The organism is Exiguobacterium alkaliphilum (assembly GCF_018138125.1).
Classification (GTDB): Bacteria; Bacillota; Bacilli; order Exiguobacteriales; family Exiguobacteriaceae; genus Exiguobacterium; species Exiguobacterium alkaliphilum.
On record NZ_CP073101.1, the window covers coordinates 779,624 to 801,649 of the forward strand.

Annotated in this window: 21 protein-coding genes; 10 read left to right on the plus strand and 11 right to left on the minus strand. The window is 53.2% G+C overall.

Features of this window, described 5'->3' with window-relative positions:
* The first annotated feature begins 21 nt into the window (after nt 1–21).
* From KB235_RS04190 to KB235_RS04210, 5 genes are read left to right on the plus strand one after another with little or no spacing between them, the layout of a single operon-like run.
* The gene (locus KB235_RS04190) at nt 22–1,296 is read left to right on the plus strand and encodes an ABC transporter substrate-binding protein (protein WP_211780481.1); all 1,275 of its coding nucleotides are present in this window, start codon (nt 22–24) and stop codon (nt 1,294–1,296) included.
* Nucleotides 1,297–1,352: 56 nt separating this feature from the next.
* Nucleotides 1,353–2,318 carry a carbohydrate ABC transporter permease gene (locus KB235_RS04195; RefSeq protein WP_211780482.1) on the plus strand — a complete coding sequence of 322 codons (966 nt, stop codon included), beginning with the start codon at nt 1,353–1,355 and terminating at the stop codon, nt 2,316–2,318.
* 13 nt (nt 2,319–2,331) lie between these two features.
* On the plus strand, nt 2,332–3,156 hold the full coding sequence (locus KB235_RS04200; protein ID WP_211780483.1) for a carbohydrate ABC transporter permease: 825 nt from the start codon (nt 2,332–2,334) through the stop codon (nt 3,154–3,156).
* A gap of 11 nt (nt 3,157–3,167) precedes the next feature.
* Nucleotides 3,168–3,818, plus strand: coding sequence for a beta-phosphoglucomutase (pgmB, locus tag KB235_RS04205; protein WP_211780484.1), 651 nt, complete (start codon nt 3,168–3,170; stop codon nt 3,816–3,818).
* A gap of 55 nt (nt 3,819–3,873) precedes the next feature.
* A complete protein-coding gene (locus KB235_RS04210) occupies nt 3,874–5,487 on the plus strand; it encodes a glycoside hydrolase family 13 protein (protein WP_211780485.1) in 1,614 nt (537 codons plus the stop codon).
* A 54-nt stretch (nt 5,488–5,541) separates the two neighbouring features.
* Here KB235_RS04210 and KB235_RS04215 read toward each other — a convergent pair whose 3' ends face one another.
* From KB235_RS04215 to KB235_RS04235, 5 genes are all read right to left on the minus strand, one after another.
* A complete protein-coding gene (locus KB235_RS04215) occupies nt 5,542–5,688 on the minus strand; it encodes a hypothetical protein (protein WP_200871108.1) in 147 nt (48 codons plus the stop codon).
* A gap of 108 nt (nt 5,689–5,796) precedes the next feature.
* Nucleotides 5,797–6,975: a sensor histidine kinase gene (locus KB235_RS04220; RefSeq protein WP_211780486.1), complete on the minus strand. Its 1,179-nt coding sequence runs from the start codon at nt 6,973–6,975 to the stop codon at nt 5,797–5,799.
* A gap of 199 nt (nt 6,976–7,174) precedes the next feature.
* The gene (locus KB235_RS04225; RefSeq protein ID WP_245175443.1) at nt 7,175–7,876 is read right to left on the minus strand and encodes a peptidoglycan DD-metalloendopeptidase family protein; all 702 of its coding nucleotides are present in this window, start codon (nt 7,874–7,876) and stop codon (nt 7,175–7,177) included.
* Nucleotides 7,877–8,084: 208 nt separating this feature from the next.
* Nucleotides 8,085–8,666 carry a YdhK family protein gene (locus tag KB235_RS04230; protein WP_211780487.1) on the minus strand — a complete coding sequence of 194 codons (582 nt, stop codon included), beginning with the start codon at nt 8,664–8,666 and terminating at the stop codon, nt 8,085–8,087.
* A 26-nt stretch (nt 8,667–8,692) separates the two neighbouring features.
* Complete coding sequence (locus tag KB235_RS04235) at nt 8,693–10,192, minus strand: multicopper oxidase family protein (protein WP_211780488.1); 1,500 nt, start codon at nt 10,190–10,192, stop codon at nt 8,693–8,695.
* A gap of 108 nt (nt 10,193–10,300) precedes the next feature.
* On the opposite strand from KB235_RS04235, the gene KB235_RS04240 reads away from it, so the two are divergent.
* From KB235_RS04240 to KB235_RS04250, 3 genes are read left to right on the plus strand one after another with little or no spacing between them, the layout of a single operon-like run.
* Entirely contained in the window at nt 10,301–12,331 is a 2,031-nt protein-coding gene (locus KB235_RS04240; protein ID WP_211780489.1) for a heavy metal translocating P-type ATPase, read from the plus strand.
* A 59-nt stretch (nt 12,332–12,390) separates the two neighbouring features.
* Nucleotides 12,391–13,353: a F510_1955 family glycosylhydrolase gene (locus KB235_RS04245; protein ID WP_211780490.1), complete on the plus strand. Its 963-nt coding sequence runs from the start codon at nt 12,391–12,393 to the stop codon at nt 13,351–13,353.
* Between the two features lie 39 nt (nt 13,354–13,392).
* Nucleotides 13,393–13,815, plus strand: a complete 423-nt coding sequence (locus KB235_RS04250; protein WP_156028758.1) for a hypothetical protein — start codon at nt 13,393–13,395, stop codon at nt 13,813–13,815.
* 33 nt (nt 13,816–13,848) lie between these two features.
* Here KB235_RS04250 and KB235_RS04255 read toward each other — a convergent pair whose 3' ends face one another.
* Genes KB235_RS04255 through KB235_RS04265 form a run of 3 tightly spaced genes read right to left on the minus strand, consistent with a single transcriptional unit; the run spans nt 13,849 to nt 17,425 of the window.
* Entirely contained in the window at nt 13,849–15,243 is a 1,395-nt protein-coding gene (locus tag KB235_RS04255) for a sensor histidine kinase (RefSeq protein ID WP_211780491.1), read from the minus strand.
* Nucleotides 15,243–15,920, minus strand: coding sequence for a response regulator transcription factor (locus tag KB235_RS04260; RefSeq protein ID WP_211780492.1), 678 nt, complete (start codon nt 15,918–15,920; stop codon nt 15,243–15,245). Before KB235_RS04260 ends, KB235_RS04255 begins: the two co-directional genes overlap by 1 nt.
* Before the next feature lie 20 nt (nt 15,921–15,940).
* Nucleotides 15,941–17,425, minus strand: a complete 1,485-nt coding sequence (locus KB235_RS04265) for a UDP-N-acetylmuramoyl-L-alanyl-D-glutamate--2,6-diaminopimelate ligase (protein ID WP_211780493.1) — start codon at nt 17,423–17,425, stop codon at nt 15,941–15,943.
* Nucleotides 17,426–17,581: 156 nt separating this feature from the next.
* Between KB235_RS04265 and KB235_RS04270 the strand changes: the two genes are divergently transcribed.
* Nucleotides 17,582–18,085, plus strand: a complete 504-nt coding sequence (locus KB235_RS04270; protein ID WP_156028759.1) for a DUF305 domain-containing protein — start codon at nt 17,582–17,584, stop codon at nt 18,083–18,085.
* A gap of 107 nt (nt 18,086–18,192) precedes the next feature.
* Here KB235_RS04270 and KB235_RS04275 read toward each other — a convergent pair whose 3' ends face one another.
* A complete protein-coding gene (locus KB235_RS04275; protein ID WP_156028760.1) occupies nt 18,193–18,366 on the minus strand; it encodes a hypothetical protein in 174 nt (57 codons plus the stop codon).
* 45 nt (nt 18,367–18,411) lie between these two features.
* Entirely contained in the window at nt 18,412–19,344 is a 933-nt protein-coding gene (locus KB235_RS04280) for a TerC family protein (RefSeq protein ID WP_211780494.1), read from the minus strand.
* Nucleotides 19,345–19,543: 199 nt separating this feature from the next.
* On the opposite strand from KB235_RS04280, the gene KB235_RS04285 reads away from it, so the two are divergent.
* Nucleotides 19,544–20,866, plus strand: coding sequence for a hemolysin family protein (locus KB235_RS04285; RefSeq protein ID WP_211780495.1), 1,323 nt, complete (start codon nt 19,544–19,546; stop codon nt 20,864–20,866).
* 76 nt (nt 20,867–20,942) lie between these two features.
* Here the strand turns inward: KB235_RS04285 and KB235_RS04290 are convergent, their stop codons facing one another.
* Nucleotides 20,943–21,878, minus strand: coding sequence for an IS30 family transposase (locus KB235_RS04290; RefSeq protein WP_211780496.1), 936 nt, complete (start codon nt 21,876–21,878; stop codon nt 20,943–20,945).
* Nucleotides 21,879–22,026: the final 148 nt, after the last annotated feature.

Genomic DNA, 22,026 nt, shown 5'->3' on the forward strand with positions numbered 1-22,026 from the left:
TCCCTAAGGAGGAAATCACGCATGAATAAAAAACGCATCTCTTTATCTGTCTTAATGGTATCAAGCCTTATGTTCGCGGCAGCTTGCGGTGGGGACGACGAAGCACAAGTCGCTTCTGACCCGACAGAGCTCGAAGGGAAAGAAATCACCGTCGGGACATGGAAAGGGACAGATGCCGAAGTCAGAGCGTTTGACGAATTGCTGGCGGCCTTTACTGAAGAGACCGGCATCACGGTGAAGAAGAAAGTGTACAACGATTACCAGACACAACTTCAAACGGACCTTGTCGGCGGAACGGCGCCTGACGTCTTTTATGTCGATGCGTTCCTTGCACCGGAACTTTCCAAACAAGGAATCCTTGAGCCGCTCGATCAGTACGTGGAGCAAGCAGAAAAAGATCTTGGTGACTTCTACGAGCCGGCCATCAACGCGTTCAAGTCTGACAATCAGTTATTCGGATTGCCGAAAGACTATTCGACGCTCGGACTCTATTATAACAAGCAGATGATTGAAGAGGCAGGATTCACGGCGGACGACATTCCGACTGAAATGGAAGAACTTCCGGCGTTTCTCGCTGAACTTCAAGGAGAGCTCCCGTCTGGCGTTGTACCGGCCATCACGACATCTGAGCTTGCCCGTCACATGTTCGTCCTGCAGTCGGGTGGCACGGACGTCGTTGACGGAGACGGAAAAGCCGTCCTCTCACAGCCGGATCAAATCGCGGCACTTCAACCGCTCATCGATGCCTATCAGGACAAACTCATCCAACGTCCGGCTGACCTTGGTCAAGGCTGGGCCGGGGACTCGTTTGGTGCTGAGCGTGCGGCTATCATGATTGAAGGGAACTGGGCGATTTCACACATCGAGCAAAACTTCCCGGACGTTGAGATGGGAACGAAAGAAGTCCCGACAATCGGTGGGGACAGCGGTTCGATGATGTTCACCGTCTCTTACTCGCTCAACAGTGATTCGAATGAGAAAGCAGCAGGCTGGGAGTTCATCAACTACGCGACATCACAAGATGGTATGAAGATTTGGTCGGACGGGGCAGGTGTCCTGCCATCGCTCAAGTCAATCGCTGAAGAGTTGAACCTACAAGACGACGAATTAAAAGCACCGTTCGTCGCAGCCGGCGCCTATGCGACACCGTGGCAAAAAGGTGATTCGCTCTCAATTGTCGCCCGTGAATACAACAACTTGTTGCCGGCAGCACTAACCGGTGACATGACGCTTGAAGAGGCGATGAAACGCGCCGAAGACGCAGCGAACAAAGATATCGAGACGCAGTTGCAGTAAGATGAAGGGCTCGCGTGACACCGCGAGCCTACTTTTGTTCGGAAAGGAAGGGTCCTATGGGCACACAACTCGAGATTAACCGTCGCACGGACGCGGCCGCACAAGCGCCGAGCCCGAAAAACGGAAAAGGGAGCGAACGAAATCGTCGGGAGGCCCTGCAAGGCGTCACGTTCATGTTGCCGACACTGATTCTCTTATTCACGTTCACATTGCTTCCAATCTTCTATTCACTCTTTTTGTCATTCACGCGCGTCAACTTGTTCGGAGGCATCGACTTTCAGTGGGTCGGCTTTACGAACTATGTGAACGCCTGGAATGACGACCGGGTGTGGGCGGCGCTTAATAATACGTTCCGCTATGCGCTCTTCGTCGTCCCGATTCAAACAGCGGTCGCACTCCTCATGGCGGCTGTCCTTAATTCGGGCATTCGGTTCCAAAATACGTTCCGGACGATTTACTTCTTGCCGACGCTCACGTCGAGTTCGGCACTGACGATGATTTTCATGTTCCTGTTCAGCTTGAACGGTCCGATTAACAATTTGCTCGTCAACTTCGGATTGCTCGAAGCGCCGGTCAACTTCATCAATGAGACCGACTTCGCGCTGGCGACGATCATGGTCATGAACATTTGGTCGACCGTACCGTTCTTCATGACGATTTATTTGGCCGGTCTACAGGACATCCCACATTCGTTATATGAAGCGGCATCACTTGACGGGGCGAACGCTTGGCAGAAACTGATGAAAATTACCGTGCCGAATTTGACGCCAGTCACAAACTACGTGCTTCTCATGGGCATCATCGGTTGTTTCCAATTGTTCGACCAAGCGTACATTATTTCTGGGGGGACGGGCGGCCCAAATAATGCGACGCTCACGTTCTCGCTCATCATCTACCAATACGCCTTCCAGACGATTGGGACGATGGGATACGCCTCGGCGCTCGCCATCATCTTGACGCTCATCATCTTCACCGTGTCGATGATTGCCCGCCGCTTGAACAAGGAAGAGTCGAACTACTAAGGAGGAATGGATCATGAAAAAAAGAAAATGGCCGCGCGTCTTACTCTATGTCATTCTCGTGTCGTACGCGCTCATCACGATGTACCCATTCCTGTGGGCCGTGCTCGCCTCGTTCAAACCATATAGCGAGATTGTCGCCGGGGGATTGACGCTTTGGCCTGAGAATCCGACACTCGCCAACTACCAACATATCTTCACGAACGACCCGTTGTTCCCGCGCTGGATCATGAACTCGTTCTTCATCGCGACGGTCGGAACGATCGTGAACGTCATCTTCAACACGATGGCCGGGTACTCGCTCGCACGTTTGCGCTTCCCGGGACGAAACTACTTGTTCCTGTTGATTCTCGCCGTCATGATGGTGCCGGGACAAATCTTGCTCATCCCGAACTACTTGATCATGCGCTCGCTCGGTATTTTGGATACGTACGCGGCGCTCATCGTACCAGGGGCGATCAACTTCGCCTACATCTTCTTGATGCGTCAGTTCTTCATCAACTTCCCGCGGGAGGTCGAAGAAGCGGCACAAGTCGACGGGCTTAACCGGTTCCAGACATTTTGGCGCATCGTCTTCCCGATGGCGAAAGCATCAGTCGCGACGCAAGCCGTCTTCGTCTTCCTCGGCTTTTGGAATGAATTCTTAAAACCGCTTCTCTATATCACATCGCCAGAGAAGTACACGCTCACGCTCGGGCTCCAGTCGTTCCAAAGTCAAAATGCAACGCAATGGAACTACATCATGGCGGCCTCGGTCGTCAGTATCATCCCAATCATCATCTTGTATATCTTGCTGAATAAGTACTTCATGCAAGGGTTACGTATCGGTGGGGACAAATAAGGAGAGATCATATGAAAGCTTTTATCTTTGACTTAGACGGTGTCATCACGGACAGCGCGGAAGATCACTACTTGGCCTGGAAAGCACTCGGAGAAGAGCTCGATATCCCGTTCGACCGCGAGTTCAACGAGACGCTCAAAGGGGTAAGCCGTACCGAGTCACTCGAACGCATTCTTCGTCTCGGCGGCCGTGAGCACGATTTTTCAGTGGAAGAGAAGGAACAACTCGCCACGAAGAAGAATGAACACTATGTGTCGCTCATTTCGAATATCACCCATGCGGACATTTTACCTGGGGTTGAAGCGTTCCTAAGTGAAATCAGACAAGCCGGCTATAAAGTGGGCATGGCGTCCGCTTCAAAGAACGCCCATATGGTGACGCGTCAGCTCGGTCTCCTCGACCAGTTTGACCATATTGTCGATGCGGCGACCGTCGCCGAGTCGAAACCACATCCAGAAGTATTCTTAAAGGCGGCTGAGGCGCTTGGCGTCGAGCCAAAAGATTGTATCGGCGTCGAGGATGCGGTGGCGGGAGTCGAAGCGATTCATGCGGCCGGCATGTACACCGTCGGGATCGGGGACCCGGCCGTGTTGACCGAAGCGGACCTCGTGTTCACGGACACGACGGGGCTCACGCTCGACAACGTCTTGACGCGGATTTAACAAAACGAAGCCTCGAGTGGACGCTCGAGGCCTTTCTTATGAAGGAGGATATTCAATGAAACGGACATGGTGGAAAGAAGCGGTCGTCTATCAAGTGTATTGGCGGAGCTTTCTCGATACGAACGGGGACGGATATGGGGATTTGGAAGGGGTGCGGCAAAAACTTCCGTACATCAAGGAACTCGGAGCGGACGTCGTCTGGTTGAACCCGTTCTACGTCTCGCCGGACCGGGATAACGGCTATGACATCGCCGACTATTACCAGGTCATGGACAAGGCGGGGACGATGAAAGACTTCGAACGGTTGCTTGATGAAGCCCACGCGATTGGCCTGAAAGTCATCCTCGACCTCGTCGTCAACCATACGTCGGACGAGCATCCTTGGTTTCTTGAGGCGAAGGCATCGAAAGACGTACCGAAGCGCGACTATTATATTTGGCATGATCCCGTCGACGGCGGAGTGCCGAACAATTGGCGCTCCTATTTCGCCCCGTCGTGTTGGGAGCTTGATTCGCAGAGTGGGCAATACTATTATCACTCGTTCGCCGTCGAGCAGCCCGATCTGAACTGGGAGAACGAGGAGTTGCGCCAAGAGATTTATCGCATGATGCGGTTTTGGCTCGACAAAGGCATCGACGGATTCCGGATGGACGTCATCAACCTGCTCGCTAAGCAGAAAGACTTATCCGACGTCGCCAATCCGTACGATCTCAGCTATTTGGCGAACAATCCGGGCATCCACGAATACCTTCAAGAGATGCACGAGGAGGTGCTCCAGCACTATGACTGCATGACGGTCGGAGAGATCCCGTTCGTGACGCCGGCGGAAGGACTCTTGTACGTCGACGAGTCACGCCGCGAGCTCGACACGTTGTTCCACTTCCAAATCGCCGACGAGATGCCGACGTGGGACATGCTCCGGTTTAAAGCGATTCAGCGCGACTGGTATGAAGGGTTGAACGGACGAGGCTGGAACTCGCAATTCTTGAACAACCACGACCACACGCGCCAAGTGACCCGGTACGGCAATGACGGCGAACATCGCGTCGCCTCGGCGAAACTGCTCGCCACGCTGACGCATACGCTCCCAGGGATGCCGTACATCTATCAAGGGGAAGAGATTGGGATGACCGGTGTGACGTTCGACTCGATTGACGATTATCAAGACATCGCCATGCGAAACCGGTACGCCGAGGAAGTCGCGAACGGACGTGACCCGGAAGAAGTGTTCGCGAGCCTACAACTACTCAGCCGCGATAATTCCCGGACGCCGATGCAGTGGGATGATAATCCTGAGGCCGGTTTCACCGATGGAGAGCCTTGGATGACGGTCAACCCGAATTACCATGAATTGAACGTAGTTGCCGACCTCGAGCGAGAAGATTCCGTCTTCCGCTATTACCAACAAGTGATTCAGTTACGGAAGTCGCATGACGCGCTCATTTACGGTACGTTTGAAGACTTGTTACCAGAAGATGAATTCTTGCACGCCTACGTCCGCGAACTTGACGGCACACGCTTTACGATCGTCTTGAACCATTCGGATGAACCGCGTGACCTTTCCATCGATGTGGAAGGGGGCAAGATCGTCCTTCAAAACGTAAAGAACGACGAGGCGCGATTACTTCCGCATGAGGCGCGCATTTACATGAAAAAGACCGCGATATAAGCGGTCAGTTCACTGACGGACCAAATCGTTTGAGGATTTGGTCCGTTTTTTTCGTCAGGCTTTCTTTTTCGTACCTTGGAAGGCGAAGAACATCGCGATGCCGATGCCGAGCCCAATCCACCAGTTGTCGAAAATCAAACCGAAAATGACGATAAAGGCGACGGCGACGGGGAGGGCCAAATAGCCACGTTGTCGATTCATATGCATCCATCCTTTCCTGGCGCTTCATTTATTCTTTTCCCGAAAGTCGCTCTTGGCATTCAGGGAGGGTTCATCTGTCTAGACGTCAAAAAGGTTTGACCGTCGTGGTCAAACCTTTTCTTCTCGCTCACCGAGTCGCGTCGTGCTCGTCGCAGTAGGCGAATACAGGTAAATCGCGAACGTCGTCCCTTCCCCGTAAACCGAATCGGCATGGATGCCCCAACCGTGCGCCTCGGCGATCCGCTTACAGATGCGCAGGCCGAGCCCGGTCCCTTTAATCGGACGGTGGGCGTCGGAGTCGACGCGGTAATATTCGTCAAAGATGTAGGGTAGTGCCTCCTCCGGGATGCCGATACCAGAATCTTTAACGGATAAGACGAGCGTCCCGTCCTCGTCGGTGACCGAGACGTCAATCGTCCCACCGTCCGGGGAATATTTGATGGCGTTGCCGACCAAATTGTGGACGAGTTGGAGCAGCTTGTCTTGGTCGGCCTCGATCGTGGCCGACTCAGGCGTCGACAGTGTCACACGATGGTTGGCCGACGTCGCGTCATAGCTCGAGACGATGGATTCGAGCAGTCGCGACAAATCAATCGGTTGCCGCGTCAACAGTTCTTCGGAATACGAGACGCGCTGATAGTCGAGGAAGTTGTCGACGAGCCGTTCGAGCCGCTCGGCCTCCTGTTTCACGAGCGTGAGCATGGCGTGCGTCTTCTCGTCGTCGGTGTGCCGATACATGAGCAGCTCAGCGTAGCCGTTGATGGCTGTGAGCGGCGTCCGGAAGTCGTGTGACAGCTCGGCGAGGAAGGCGTCCTTTTGTTCCTCGAACAGAATCGTCTCCGTCTCGTCACGCCACATGATGAAGACACCGCGCGGCGTGTTCGTGAAGTTGAAGATGAGTTGAATCACCCGTTCCCCAAGATGAAGGCGGTGGGCGTCCATGTTCGGGCAACCGAGGAAGCGGTTGTCGAGCATCTCTTGCCAGACCGGGGCGATTGCGTCAAGGTCAGCCCCGTTCTCTTCGAAGCGCGCGAAAAAGAAGGCGGTGAGCGCCGTAACGTCCTCGAAACGGCGGGTGACCATCGCTGGGCACATCGCGCGCAACTCTTCGTTCGAATAGAGGTGGTTGCGGGTGAAGTCGATATAACAGATCGCGTCTTGCGCCTCTTCGACGATCGAAGCGATCGGGAAACTGTGGGGCGGCCGGGTGCGTTTGGCGGAGAGTGGTCGTTTTCCTCCATTTCGGTGATGGTGCCGACGCGACGGATAGAACTGCTTACGTTCCATAAGCGAACCTCCTTTCACTCTTGTTAACTCTGTCACATATATGAAGACGAAACGTCCGTTTGAAAATAGTTATCTTTTGATTTCCATTATACGTCAATGAAGCCAAAACCAATAGTCACAATAAAGTACCAATCAATTTCGGCTTCAATCCGGGACGAATTGAAAAACCCTCCATCCGATGCGGGATGGAGGGGAGGTGTCAAAAGAAGTTATACGGATTGAGGCTACTCGCCGGTGCGCTACTGCTGTAGACGTATGGCGATTTATGTACTTCGAAGTGAAGATGGTTACCAAACGAGTTGCCGGTGTTGCCGACCGTGCCGATGGTCGCGCCGCGTAAGACCGTCTGGCCTTGAACGACGTTCAAGCGATCGAGGTGGGCGTAAACGGTCGTGTACGACTGGCCGTTCAATTGATGCGTGATCATGATGTGGTTCCCGTAGGCGCCGGCGTTGCGGGCGACGATGACTTGTCCGCCAGACGCGGCGATGACCGGAGTGCCTTTCGCTGCTGCGAGGTCAATCCCATTATGGAACGTGTAGCCGTAAATGCCGCTCGCCGGACCATACTTTTGCGTCAACGTGCCTTTCGTCGGCATGAGGAGCTTCGTCGTCGACGACGTTTGAAGCGTCGTGCTCGCGTATGGTTTGATGAATGCACTCGAGACGTAGCGGGACGTGCCGTTGAAGTTGATTTTCGTCCACGAGGCCGTCGTGTGTTGCGCTGAAAACGTTTGACCGAGCTTGGCCGTGCCGACGATCGGATACGCCGTACTCGGGCCCGATCGGACGTTCAAGATGTTCGTCGTCACTTCGGCTTTGTAATAGGTCGACGCTTCGACCGGTGTCGAGACAGGGGTGAGAAGGCCGACGGTGAGTAGCGCGCTTAATGCAATTGTCATTAATTTCTTTTTCATTTTTATGTAAATCCCTTCGATGTGAGAAAGTGGTATATGCGACATAACGAACCTGATAATTTAAATTTTATCATCAAAAATACATTTTAATATTTCATTTATATTTCAAAAAAATATATTGACATTCTAAAAGCGAGCTTGCCCAAATTGGGCAAGCTCGCTGTGAACGTTCCATATGAAGGTGGTTGTTTCTTCACTCCGCGGACAGTTCGTCTTCGGTCACCCATTTGTGGTTTGTGACACGTTCTCCGTTGTCCAGTTCGAAATCGACCATGTAAACTGTCGTCTCCTCAGAAGAGTCAATCGTTGCGGTCGCGCCGCCCATGCCGTTCATATGCTCGGCATCGACTGTTACTTCATCACCCGGCTCATAAGCGTCAGCTTTTGCATCGACAATTTCTTCGTGGATAATCCATTTGTGGTCTTCGACGCGTTCACCCCCATGCATTGGATCATACGAAATGCTGTATACGACTGTATCGTAGGCACCGACGATCGTCGCTTCGGCTCCTTCCATACCTGGCATATGGGCTTCTGTGATGATGGCCTTGTCACCGACCGCGAACGTCGGGTTCTCCGCTGACTTCAAGCCCTCGGGGACGTCCCCAGACCCGGACATATCCATCCCTGAATGGTCGTTTCCATCCATCGTCTCTTCCATCTGGTCACTCATGTTCGTATCGGTATTCGTCGTTTCGTCTTCGCCACAGGCGACGAGCAAACCGCTGAGTGAGAGTGCCATCGTCATCATTCCAAGTTTTTTGTTTACCTTCATTACTATTCCCTCCAATTAACGTGTGATTAGTTTACTTTCAACTGTCCCATCATCCCGTTTTCTTCATGTTCCAGGATGTGGCAGTGATACATGAACGTCCCTGTCTCCCGAAACGTCATTTCGATTTTCACTTTCTCGCCCGGTGCGACAGCGACCGTATCTTTCCAACCGCGTTCGTTGTCAGGCGGGGGTTGGCCGTCCCGTTCAAGTATCCGGAATTGGACGCCGTGGACGTGGAACGGGTGGGTCATCCCGCCCATCATGTCTTCTCGATTATAAATTTCCCATATCTCGGTCGAACCTTGTTGGACATTGATGTCAATTCGATCGGGGTCGAATTGTTTGCCGTCAATCGACACCATGTTGCCCATCCCGAACAACGTGAGGCGTCGGTCGGCAACGCTTGATTCGTTAGACGCAGACGTTCCGTCAAAGGCATCGCTCCATTCGCCGTCTTGATCGACCTCGTCACGCACCGTGAACGTCGTGAACGGAATCCCGTCTGCTTGAAGAGCGAGGTCGTCCCCGAGCGACAAGTCTGAGAAGTCGATTAATATCTCGGCTCGTTCGCTAGGTGTGAGCGTCAACGTTTTGAGTGATACGGGTTTGTCGAGCAACCCGCCGTCGGTCGCGATTTGAGTGAATGACGATCCGGTCGATAATGAGAAGTCGATGTTCCGAGCGTTAGAGCCGTTAACGAGACGGACGCGTAACGTGTTCGTGGTCACGTCGAACGTCGTATTGATGGCACCGTTCGCAATCAACGTATCGCCGACCGTCCCATCGACGTTCATCTGGCGATCGTAATCGAGTTGTCCGTCGTCTGTGAAGAGACGGTCTTGGACGATGAGCGGGATGTCATCGACACCGTACTCGTTTGGCAACCCGTTCTCCGCTTGGTCCGTTACGTACAAGAGTCCGGCCAGACCAAGGTATACTTGTTCGGCCGTTGCGCCCATCGGATGCGGATGGAACCAAAGCGTGCCCGGTTCTTGGTCAATCTCGAGACGAACTTGTTTTTGCTCACCGGGGCCAATCAGTTGGTGCGGTCCGCCGTCTTCTTCTCCAGGGATGACGAGACCGTGCCAATGGAAAGAGGTCGGTTCGGCGAGCTGATTGATCGTGTCGATATACACGGTCTTCCCAGCTGGCAACTCAATCATTGGGCCGAGTAAAGTCCCGTTATAGCCAAGCGTCTCGGTGTTGACGCCTTCGTCGAAGAAGCGATGCTCGCCACGTTCAGTGCGGACCGTATAATAAAGCGCCTCGTCTGTGACGCGGTCAGGTTGTAGCCGTTTCGGAATCGGAAGCGGTTGAGCTGGTTCGTCGGAGGTGATGAGGTCAATCGTGTTCCCACGTCCCATCCCACCATTGCCGTGCATCATGCCGCCATTGTCCCGATCTCCCATGAATGATCCGTTTCCCATCATCCAGCCTCCAGGAGCGAACGTGAACAACAGGAGGAGCAGTCCAATCACGATACTTACGATAACCATCCCGATAATCCATTTCACGACGCGGTTCATAAGGCATCACCCTTTCACCTAAAAATGAGCGCCTACTCCGTTATACCAACAAGTTATGAAATTTTTGTTAAATGAGAAAATAAGTTTTTATATACTACATAGGGGTATATGGTATACATAGGAGGTGGTAACGTGGAACATTCACACCACGCATCATCTCATCATGAACACGGAGAAACGCATCACGCGCATACCGGCGGACATGAAGGGATGATTGAAGCGTATAAGCGTCGATTTTTCGTCTCGTTAGGGCTGACGATTCCAATCCTCATCTTGTCAGATATGATTCAAGAGTGGGCCGGTTTCGAACTCACGTTTCCTTATGAAAAGGAGACGTTATTCGTGTTGGCGACAATCGTGTACGTCTATGGAGGATGGCCGTTTTTGAAAGGCAGCATCGACGAGTTGCGTCAACGGAATCCGGGGATGATGCTACTGATCGGGCTTGCCATCAGCGTCGCGTACTTCTATAGTGTCGCCATCGTGTTCGGATATGGGCATGGACATGACTTCTTTTGGGAGTTGGCGACGTTAATCGTCATCATGTTGCTCGGCCATTGGATTGAGATGCGCTCCATTATGGGCGCGTCGAACGCATTGCAACAGCTCGTTCGTTTGTTACCGAGCGTGGCGCACCGCATCAGCGGGAACGACATTGAAGACGTTCCGGTGTCAGCAATCGCTACTGGAGATATGATTCTCGTCAAACCAGGTGAACAGATTCCTGTCGACGGAGAACTGCTGAAAGGGCGGACGACGGTCGATGAGTCGATGTTGACCGGTGAGTCGATGCCTGTCGAAAAAGAGACGGGGGACGTCGTTATTGCAGGGTCGATCAACCAAGAAGGTAGTATGACGATTTCCACTACGAACACGGGAGAGAGCACGTATTTGGCGAAAGTCATCGATTTGGTCAAACAGGCGCAGGAATCTAAATCGAAAACGCAAAACTTAGCCAACCGGGCCGCCAAGCTATTGTTTTATGTGGCAATCGGAGCGGGTGTGCTGACGTTCGTCATTTGGGTCGCCCTTGGTTATCCAGTCAGTACGGCCGTCGAACGAATGGTTACCGTCATGGTCATCTCATGTCCCCATGCCCTCGGCCTCGCGTCTCCGCTCGTCGTGGCGGTCTCGACGTCCTTGTCGGCAAAACGCGGGCTATTGATTCGAAACCGGACTCAGTTCGAAGAGGCACGTCACCTCGATGCAGTCATCTTTGATAAGACGGGCACGTTGACACAAGGCGACTTCGGGGTGACGGACATTGAAGCCACGTCCGCTTATACAGAAGAGGACGTGTTACGTCTGGCCGCCGCGGTCGAGACGGCCTCGCAACATCCGCTCGCTCGGGGCATTCTTCGGGAAGCGGAAGCACGCGAGTTGACGTTGCCGGAAGTCGTCGATTTCGCCTCGATCACGGGCGTCGGACTGGAAGGTCGCGTGGACGGTGCACACGTCCAAATCGTCAGTCCCCGCTATATTCGGGAGCATGAGTTAGCGATTGATGAAGTGGCATTCAATCGATTATCCACCGCTGGCAAAACCGTCGTCTTCACGCTTCGAGACGGGGATTTGGTCGGTATGATTGCTTTGGCGGACATGGTCCGCGATGAAGCCAAGGAGACGGTCCGTGCATTGAAAGACCGGGGCGTCCGCCCGATCATGCTGACGGGGGACAATCGGAAAGTCGCCGATTGGGTAGCGTCGCAACTTCACATCGAGGAAGTGTACGCCGAAGTGTTGCCGGACGATAAGTCACGGCAAGTTCAAACCGTCCAAGCCGACGGAAGCAAAGTGGCGATGGTCGGGGACGGCATCAATGATGCACCGGCCTTGGCCCAAGCGGACGTCGGGATCGCTATCGGGAGCGGCACCGACGTTGCCGTCGAAACGGCCGATATCGTCCTCGTCCGGAGCAACCCGAAAGACGTGCTGTCGATTCTCGACTTGTCTCGCAACACGTACAACAAGATGATTCAAAACTTGTGGTGGGCCGCCGGTTACAACATCGTCGCCATCCCGCTTGCGGCAGGCGTGTTGGCCCCACTCGGTGTCATCTTGTCGCCTGCCGTCGGTGCGGTCTTAATGAGCCTCAGTACCGTCATCGTTGCGCTCAATGCAAGAACGCTTCGGATTTAACAATTCTTTCATTTTTAGACGTTAAACTGAAAACGATGCTGAAGATGGAGGAAGAACAAATGAAGAAAAAGTTGATTTTGCCAACTCTGTTGGCGACCGTATTTTTGACCGCTTGTGGCCCGGATACGCCACCGAATGACGCGGCGACTGAACAGGAAACGCCTGTGGTCGAGACGGAACAAAAGGCACAGCAAGACGAAGCCGACAATTGGACACGAGTCGAGACCGACGCGGCCATCACGCACATCCATGGGGCCGGGTTTTGGCAGGACGATGCCCGTCCGGTCGTTGCGACGCACCACGGACTGATGGAGTATCGGGATGATGGCTGGTACGAATTGATGTCGAACCGTCACGATTATATGGGTTTTGAGCTTGTCGAGGATGGTTTTTATGCGAGCGGTCACCCCGAACGTCAATCCGCATTTAAAAATCCGCTCGGTGTCGTCCGTGGCACCGACCGAGGCGAGACGCTCGAAGTTCGCTCGCTAGAAGGGGAGGCGGATTTTCACCATATGAGCGCAGGCTATACGTCCGAAAGTCTATACGTTTATCTCGAAGAGCCGACAAGTGAGTTGCGACCAGGCTTTTACCGTTCGCTCGACAAAGGTGAGACGTTTGAACCGATGAATATGGAAGGGACCGCTCGTCACGGGATTGCCGGTCTCCTCGCTGACGCCACTGAACCGCTACGTATGTATGTGTACGGCCCGAACGGGATGCTCGTCTCAGACGATGGAGGCGATACGTTCGACACGTTGATCTCAGGCGAAGACATCCTCCTCGCCGCAACGGATGGTCCGACAATCGCCTATGTGCGAGATGCGTCCGACTATGAACTCGTCTTACGTCAGGACGAAGGTGAGACGGTGCTGCCGTTGCCGAATCTAGAAGCGGACGCGGTGCCGATTGAGCTCGCCATTGAAGAGGAGCGCCTCTTACTCGCTACTTCTGACAATAGCGTCTACTTGTTTGAAGACGGTAACTGGTCGGTGCTTCTTCAAGCGGGCGTGGCGAAGTGACGCTTTCACAACTCTTTCACATGTTGAGGGGAAATGGATGTGAAACCAGTTGGAAAGAGAGGTGACGAGGTGGAAGAACGGCGGATTGAAATCTATGACCTCGAGCTCGGCGGGATGAACGTACAGTCGTTCGCCCATGTAGTCGTCCGGATGGCGACATGCCTCGTTCGAGATGATGATTTGATTTTCGAGGGATTCAAAGAACGCATCGGGTCCCATTATTCTGACGTCGAATTCTTCGAAGTCGTGAATCAGCTCGAACGCCATATCGCGAGACGGATTCATCACGTCCGGCAGTTCATCCTCATCTCGTCTACGTTAGATGAGGCGGTTGTCGTCAACTATTCATCAGAAAAGCTGGTGCTCGTTCCCTTGTATGGCCCGAGAATCATGTATGCCGCGTTAGAGCGTCTTGAACCGACGTGGGGAACGTATGAAGTGGCCATCTGGCCGAATCCATAAGCAATAGCCGTCGCTTGTACGCACAAGCGACGGCTATTTTGTTTGGAGTGGGAGTACGATCGTGAAAGTCGTACCTGAGCAATCCGAAGCGACACGAAGCGTCCCTTTATGATATTCGATAATCTGTTGCGCGATGGCGAGCCCTAGCCCGCTTCCTCCTGTGCGTCTTGAACGCGATTTCTCGACGCGATATAGCCGTTCGAAGATATGAGGCAAGTCTGCCTCAGGGATCCCTTTGCCGTCATCTTGGAGGGTGAACGTGATCGTATCTTTCGTCAACACGCCATCAAGCGCGACGTGGCTCGCCTCGCTATGCACGATCGCGTTATGTCCGAGCGCACGGAACACTTGAACGATTCGGTTGTGGTCGATCCGGAGCGACGCATCGGATGAAATCGAAATGCGGCTCTCGAATACAATCGGTGTGACACGGAACATAGACGTGAGGACACGCGTCAAATCGTCACACAGTTCGGAAAGGATGATCTCGTCTTTATGAAGCGTGAACGTGTTCTCATCGAGTTGGGCGAGTTGAAACGCGTTCTCGACGAGTTCGGTTAACGCTTGACTCTCCTCTAAAATCGTTTGAATCGACTGTTCTTTCAAAGCGACGGGCGTTTGAGGCTTGGACGCGATTTCCGCATACCCTTGTAAATACGTGAGCGGTGTCTTAATCTCATGGGCGAGATCGGACAGGAATTGATTCCGCTCTTTTTTTAGATGCGCCAGCTCGAGCGACATCGATTCAATCGAGCGGGCGAGTTCCCCGATCTCATCGACACGCGAGGTCGGGAGGGTCAGCTGATCTGGTCGCGTCAACACGTTCTCGGTCGCACGACGCAGTTGCTGAATCGGGTTGGAGATCAGTCGACTGAGCAAAAGGAACGTCAATGCCGTGACGATAAGCGCGATGGCGGTGATATAGAGGAAACGAAGCTGCAAGCGATGGCTGATCCCGTGAATGATTTCTGTCGGCAGGAACATGTATACATAACCGTAGCGTGTCGCTTCATCCATCGACTCAATCGGCGTCCGGACGGCGAGATATGGCTTGTTCTCCCAGTCCGTTTCGAGCACGACCGTCTGATCGAGCGCAGCCTGGTCCGAGGAATCCTGGATGAACGTCGACAAGACGGTGGGGAAGCGGTTGGACGTGTCGAGTAGCTCGTGATTCGGTGCGACGATGGCGACTTTCGTATCGGTCTCGCTTTCCATCGTCGCGACATGTGAAATCGTCTCCTCATCAAAACTCATCGCCAATACACTCGCGTGGCTTTCGGCCCGTGACTCGAGCCGGTCAATCTCTTCGACGACCCGTTCCCCGAGCAAGGTATGATACAAAAGCATGAACAAGACACTTTCAATCAGTAACGTCGTCAACAAAAAAACGAGACTGATTCGAAACGGGAGACTATTTCGCCAAGGCATCACGGCACGTCCCGCCCCTCGACCCAGCGATAGCCCCGTCCCCACACGGTCTTCAAATAATCGTCAATCGGAAAACCGGCCTCCCCGAGCTTGTCCCGAATCATACGGATGTGGGCATCGACGGTCCGAGGGTCGGACTCTGAAGAATACGGCCAGACGAGGTCGTACAAGTCCATGCGGTTATATAATCGGTTCGGATGTTCGAGGAACAATTTTAAAATCGCCGTCGCTTTCGGGGTCAGGACGATCTCTTGTTCCTCATAGAGCACACGGCCGCTCGATTCATCATATCGTAGCGGGCCATAGCTGACGTTTGTAACACGGCTACGGCGTAACACGGCACGAATCCGGGCGAGTAACACGTTCCCATCGAACGGTTTCGTCACATAGTCATCGGCCCCGGCGTCTAAGCCGCGAATCGTCGTCTCGCTATCGGAACGCGCCGTCAACAAGACGACGGGCAACTCTGCGTCCCGTTTTTTCAGTTGACGACAGAGGGTGATGCCGTCCACGTCCGGCATCATAATATCCAATAAGACCAAGTCAGGACGGTCGGCGATGAGCTCGAGCGCTTCGGCCGCGTCGCTCGCCTCGAGACACGTGTAGCCGTCGCTTTCGAGAAAAAGCCGCAACAGGCGGCGCATCTTCATCTCATCATCCACAATCAGTATCTTCATGCATGCCCTCCTTTTTCTCCTTAACGTTCAGTTCGTGATGCGTCCCCCGGTTCCCTTTCGTGCGGGTAGAAACGATGGACGATGGCAGGTTCGTCACACGGGATCAGTTCGCCGTCGACACGTTCGATTCGATCATGTCCTTTTCCAAAAATAACCCCACAGTCATAGTCCGGGAGCCGTTCGGCGAACGCACGGATGGCGTCGTGCCGGATCGGATGAACGGACAGCGGCGGGGGAGCGGTGCGCCCTGGCGCCAAATCGTCAAGAATCTGTTGCGGGGCCTCGCCTCTCGGGTCGTGGACCGATAACATATAGTCCGCTCCCGATTGTGAGACGATCTCTGTCATCCTGCTGCGTTTTGAGCGGTCCCGCTCTCCGGCGGCGCTGAGAAGGACGAGGACGCGGGTATGACGTTCGGTCAACACCGTGACGACTTCTTGAATCGCATCCGGCGTATGCCCATAGTCGACATAGGCGAGAGAAGCGATTCCTTCGATTCGTTCGAGTCGTCCGCTCGGCAAGCGAAGAGAGGCAAAATGCGGTGCGGCGTCTTCAAGCGATATCCCGGTCGCGAGGACGATTCCGAGTGCGCACAGCAGGTTGTCGAGGTTGTACGTCTCCGTGAACGGAGGTGTGACGGCGATGGATTGTCCTTTCGACGCAATCGACAATCGGTCGTGGTCGAGTTGTCTAAATAAATCAACAGAAGCGTCGTGTCGACTGTAGTAGCTTCGTTTCACGTCGCCAGGTGTCGCGTGGTCCATCTGTACATGGAACGGGTCATCTCGGTTGAGGAAGACATGGCCGTTCGCCGTAACTTGTTTGAACAGGCGGGCTTTCGTCTCCGCGTAGGATTCCATCGACCCGTGATAGTCGAGATGATCGTGGGTCAGGTTCAGAAAAGATGCCGATTGAAAAGAAAGTTCAGTGATGCGGGATTCGGCAATCGCCTGAGAGGAGACTTCAATCACGCAGTCGGTGATTCCCGCTTTGACCATCTCATCTAGATGACGGTTGACGGTCAACGGGTCGGGTGTCGTGTTCGGTGTCGTAAACGTCTGACCGGCGTATTGAATCCCGAGCGTCCCAATCCACCCGGCCTTCGTTCCGAGGGAAGTGAACAGTTGATATGCAAGCGAGGTCGTCGTCGTTTTCCCGTTCGTCCCCGTGACCCCGTGTACACGTAAACGTTTAGAAGGCTCGTCATAAAACGTTGCCGCGAGCTCGGCCAAAGCGATTTTAGTATCTCGACAATAAATGACGGGTATAGGCGCATCGATTGGTCGTTCCGCGACGATGGCGATGGCTCCGTTTGCGATGGCTTCATCGATGAAGTTGTGTCCGTCATGCCGGTGTCCGGTTATGCAGACGAATAAATTATTTTTTTTTATTTTTTTCGAGGAGAAAGCAATCCCTTCGATGAACGTTTCATTCGGACGTTCCAAATACGTCCACGTGACAATCTGGCTTAGCCTTGCCATGAAGTGTTGTAAAGTGTTGAGCACGAGCCGTTCTCCTTTTCCTAGTGAGTCCATTTTGACAGTATAGCCGTCGTTTGTGAAAAAGAAGTGAAATCGAAGAAACGTGAAAATAGCTCATGTTTTTGATTCAGAAACAGTGGAAACATAGTGTTAACCATGCAAAACAAAGGAGGAATCCGTTTGAATCCATACGTAAAATTTGGGGTCATGATTGGCGTGTCAACGTTTCTTATGTATTGGCTCATGTATTTGAACGTGTTTCAACTCGACCACGTCTTTTTCAGTCAGACACGACTTTACATGGCGCTCATTATGGGATCGGTCATGGCGTTCGTCATGTTGCTTTTCATGTGGGGGATGTACAAAAACAAGAAGCTGAATGCGATCATTTTAGGGACGAGCGCACTCGTGTTCGGATTGTCGCTATGGCTCGTCCGGAGTCAGACGACGGTCGATGACGTCAGTTGGATGAAAGCGATGATTCCACATCACTCGATTGCCATTTTAACGAGTGAACGGGCGGAAATTGAAGACCCGCGCGTGAAGCAACTGTCGGAAGAAATCATCAATGCGCAAGAACGGGAAATTGCCGAGATGAAGCGATTGATTGAAGAGTTGGAAAAAGAAGAGGAACAAGCTAAAACTGACATGCAAGTGCATGCCAAGACGGACAGGAGTGAATAAGGGGACCCGTCCATCATATTTCAATCAGAAAGCCGTCGGTCATGACTGGACCGACGGCTTTTCGAGTAGTGGTTTACGAAGAAAACATAGAAAAAGACGAACTTTATTTAGCGAGCTTGTGGTATGTCGTTTCGCGAACGGCGTTTTGACAAGTTCGGGGCGACAGCAAAACCAATACCAAGCAAGGAACCGACGCCAAGCCCGATCAGGCTACCGGACAAGAGCGTCAACACGATGCCGAATACAAGCCCGATACTCAAATCACCAATTCGGTCAAACATGCCGCACCACCTTTTCTTCATAGACGAAATCATTACAACTGAACGTTAACTCGTCTCTCTTTTACGCATGCTTTCCTCGTTAGGTTTCGTCTTATAGAAACTATAGGCGACACTGATTAGAATCACGACGACGATCGCACCGAGCGACATCCAAATCGGCATCTTGTACACATCACCGAACACCATCTTCGTCCCGATGAAGACGAGCATGAAGCTGAGGCCGTGCTTCAAGTAGTAGAAGCGGTCAATCAAGTTGGCGAGGACGAAGTAAAGGCTACGAAGCCCGAGGATCGCCATGATGTTCGCATAAAAGATGATATACGGGTCACGCGAGTAGGCGAAGCTAGCGGCGACCGAATCGACGGCGAAGACGATATCCGAGAGCTCGATGAAGAGGAGCGCGATGAAGAGCGGTGTAAAAAACAGCTTTCCGTTGATTCGTTTCGTGAACTTGCCGGATGAGATGTCTTGCGTTAGCGGTAGGCGACGCTCAAGCCATCGGAGCGTCTTGTTCTCTTCGAGTGACTCTTCTTTCCCGATGTTCTTATACATCATCCATCCCGTATAGACGAGGAACGCCCCGAACACGTAATAGACCCAACCAAAGTTCTCTAAGAGCGACACACCGGCGACGATGAAGATGGCCCGGAAGAAAATCGCGCCGAGGATGCCCCAGAACAACACCTTGTGCTGGTACTTGAGCGGAATCGCGAAGTAAGCGAAGACGAGTGAGAACACGAAGACGTTGTCGATCGCGAGCGCTTTCTCGATGAAGTAGACGCTCGCATATTCGGTCGCGACCGTGCTGCCTTGCGAGTAGAACAACCAACCGCCGAAGGCGATGGCGATCCCAATCCAGACGAACGTCCACGTCCATGCCTCACGCATCGACACCTCGTGGGCTTTCCGGTGAAACACACCTAAATCAAGTGCGAGCATGACGACGACGAGCAGTAAAAACCCAATGAGTAGGGTCAACAACAATTCCTCCTTTTAAGTTCGTGTGAACTTCTATTTATTTAATTTAAGGTCATTAGAACTTAAAGTCAACACATTTTTATGATGAATGTGGGATGTCGTGTAATTTAAATTTTAAGTTCTAACGACTTTGAAATCGTAATAACTAAGTTGGCGCTGTAAAATGAAACTAACTTAACTGAAAGAGGTGGAATAAGCCTTGGATTCTTCCTGGCTGCTTGATTTATCGATTATTTTGTTTCTTATTTTGTTGAACGGTGTATTCGCGATGTCGGAGATTGCGCTCATCTCTTCGAAGCCGAGTCGGCTCGAAGCGGCTGCCGCTCGCGGGAGCCGCAGTGCTGCGATTGCCCTCCGTCATGCGAAGGACCCGACCGACCTGTTGTCGACCGTTCAAGTCGGGATTACGTTGATTGGGATCATCAACGGTGCGTTCGGTGGTGCCCGATTCTCAGATCCGTTGGCCCAACAGTTGATTGCCCTCGGACTCGGGCGCGAAATCGCCGCGACGCTCGGATACATCATCGTCGTCACGATTATCACGTACTTGTCGCTCATCATCGGAGAGCTCGTGCCGAAACGAATCGCCCTCGTCACACCGGAACGCGTGACGATGACGATCATCCCGGCCCTCGATTTCTTCAGCAAGATGATGAAGCCGTTCGTCTTCGTCTTATCGAAGTCGACGCTCGTCGTGTATAAGTTGCTCGGATTGAAATCTGAACAATCGACCGGAGAAGCAGAATTGGAAATTAAACAATTATTGAGCGAAGGGATGGCCCAAGGGGATTTCGCCCATGATGAAGTGAAACAAGTTGAGCGCTTGTTCGCATTCCACGACCGCTATGTCTATCAATTGATGCAACCGCGCACGACCGTGGAATGGATTGACTTAGACGATTCGATTGAAGAGATTCAAGAGACGATTTATAAGAGTCAGCACAATAAACTCCCGGTCGGCCGGGGGAGCTTGGACCAATTCATCGGGTTCGTCGAGATTCGTGAGCTGTTGTCGCTCCCGTCGATCAAACATGAGACCCAAGTTTTGAAACGTGTGCGACAGCCGCTCGTCGTACCGCGTCAACAAGCCGGAAGCCTCGTTTTACAGTCGATGCAGCAAAGCGGTGTCGAGATGGCATTCGTATTGGACGAATATGGTGGCTTCCTCGGTGTCGTCACGTTGTTTGATATTTTAGAAGAGATTATCGGAGAGGTCGTCGTCGAGCAGGAAGAACCGTCTGTCGTCCAACGAGAGGATGGTTCATATCTCGCGGACGGGATGCTCAATATCGATGAGGCGAAGCAACTGTTCGGCCTCCCGCGTGAACTCGAAGGGGAGGAACGGGCGGCGTTCCATACACTCGCCGGCTTCGTCATCACCGGACTCGGGACGTTCCCGAAAAAAGGCGATGTCATGGAAGCCCACGGCTTACGCTTTGAAATCGTCGATATGGACGGACGAAGGATTGACCAGGTGTTGGTTCAACCGCTCGATTTAGAACCGTCCATTGAAACACAATAAAAGAAGTCTCTCTCATGTCGACGAACCGACACGGGAGAGACTTTTTTATTTTCTGTTTTTTTAGAGTGACGGTTTGTCAAATTAAGCGCAACACTTCTTCGGTGAAGACCTCGTGTGCGGTTTTCCAGTCCAGGCACTTTCTCGGTCGCCCGTTGATCTTGGCGAGCGCGTCCGCGAGTTCGCCGTCACCGACCTGCGCGAAGTCCGTTCCTTTCGGGAAGAACTCGCGGAGGAGACCGTTGGCGTTCTCGTTGCTCCCCCGTTGCCACGACGAGTACGGGTCGGCGAAATACACCGGCACGCCGAGCGACGCCTGAATGCGCTCGTGACCGCTGAACTCCTTGCCCCGGTCCGTCGTCGCCGTCTCGAACGTGCCGCCCGGGAAGGCGCCGTGCACCGCATGGATCGCCCCCTCCATCGAGGCCGCGGTGCGGTCGGTGATCGGCAGGGCGAGATAGAACCGGCTCTTTCGCTCGACGAACGTCGCGACGCACGCCCTCGATTTCCCTCGTCCGGAGACGACGGTGTCGAGCTCCCAATGCCCGAACGTCTCGCGTGTGCGCACCTCCCGAGGCCGGTCCGAGATGGTCAGCCCGACGTTGATGCGCCCGCGCGTCTCGACCGGCTTCCGGCGCTTGCCCTTCTGGCGGAGCACGGTCACGGGCACGTCGATTAATCCCGCATAGATCCAGCGATAGATGGTCGAGAAGGCGATTTCCCCGTCGAAGAGACGACCGACGATCTGTTCCGGGGACCAGGTCGCCCACAGTTTCTCGGTGATCGTCCGGCGAGTCGCCTCGTCGAGCTTCGTCTTGGCGCCGCAGTTTGCCTTCTTCTTCACGTAGCGCTGCTGGGCACGTCCCGATTCGTAGCCGGGGTTCCGTTTGATCTCCCGCGAGACGGTCGAGGGATGACGGCCGAGCCGTCTCGCGATGGACCGGATGGACATCCCGAGCTCCAGATAGGTCTCTATTTTCACGCGTTCCGTTGTGGTAAGATGGGTGTAGCTCATGAGATTTCCTCCGTCTGAATGTGTGTTGTGGTGACTTCATTCTACACGAGGAAAGCGTCATGGGCTTTTTTGTGTTCACTTTGAGGTGTTGCACTTAATTTTATAATTCATCGAGTTACTGGAAGACGCCATTCACTTGAACCTGCCT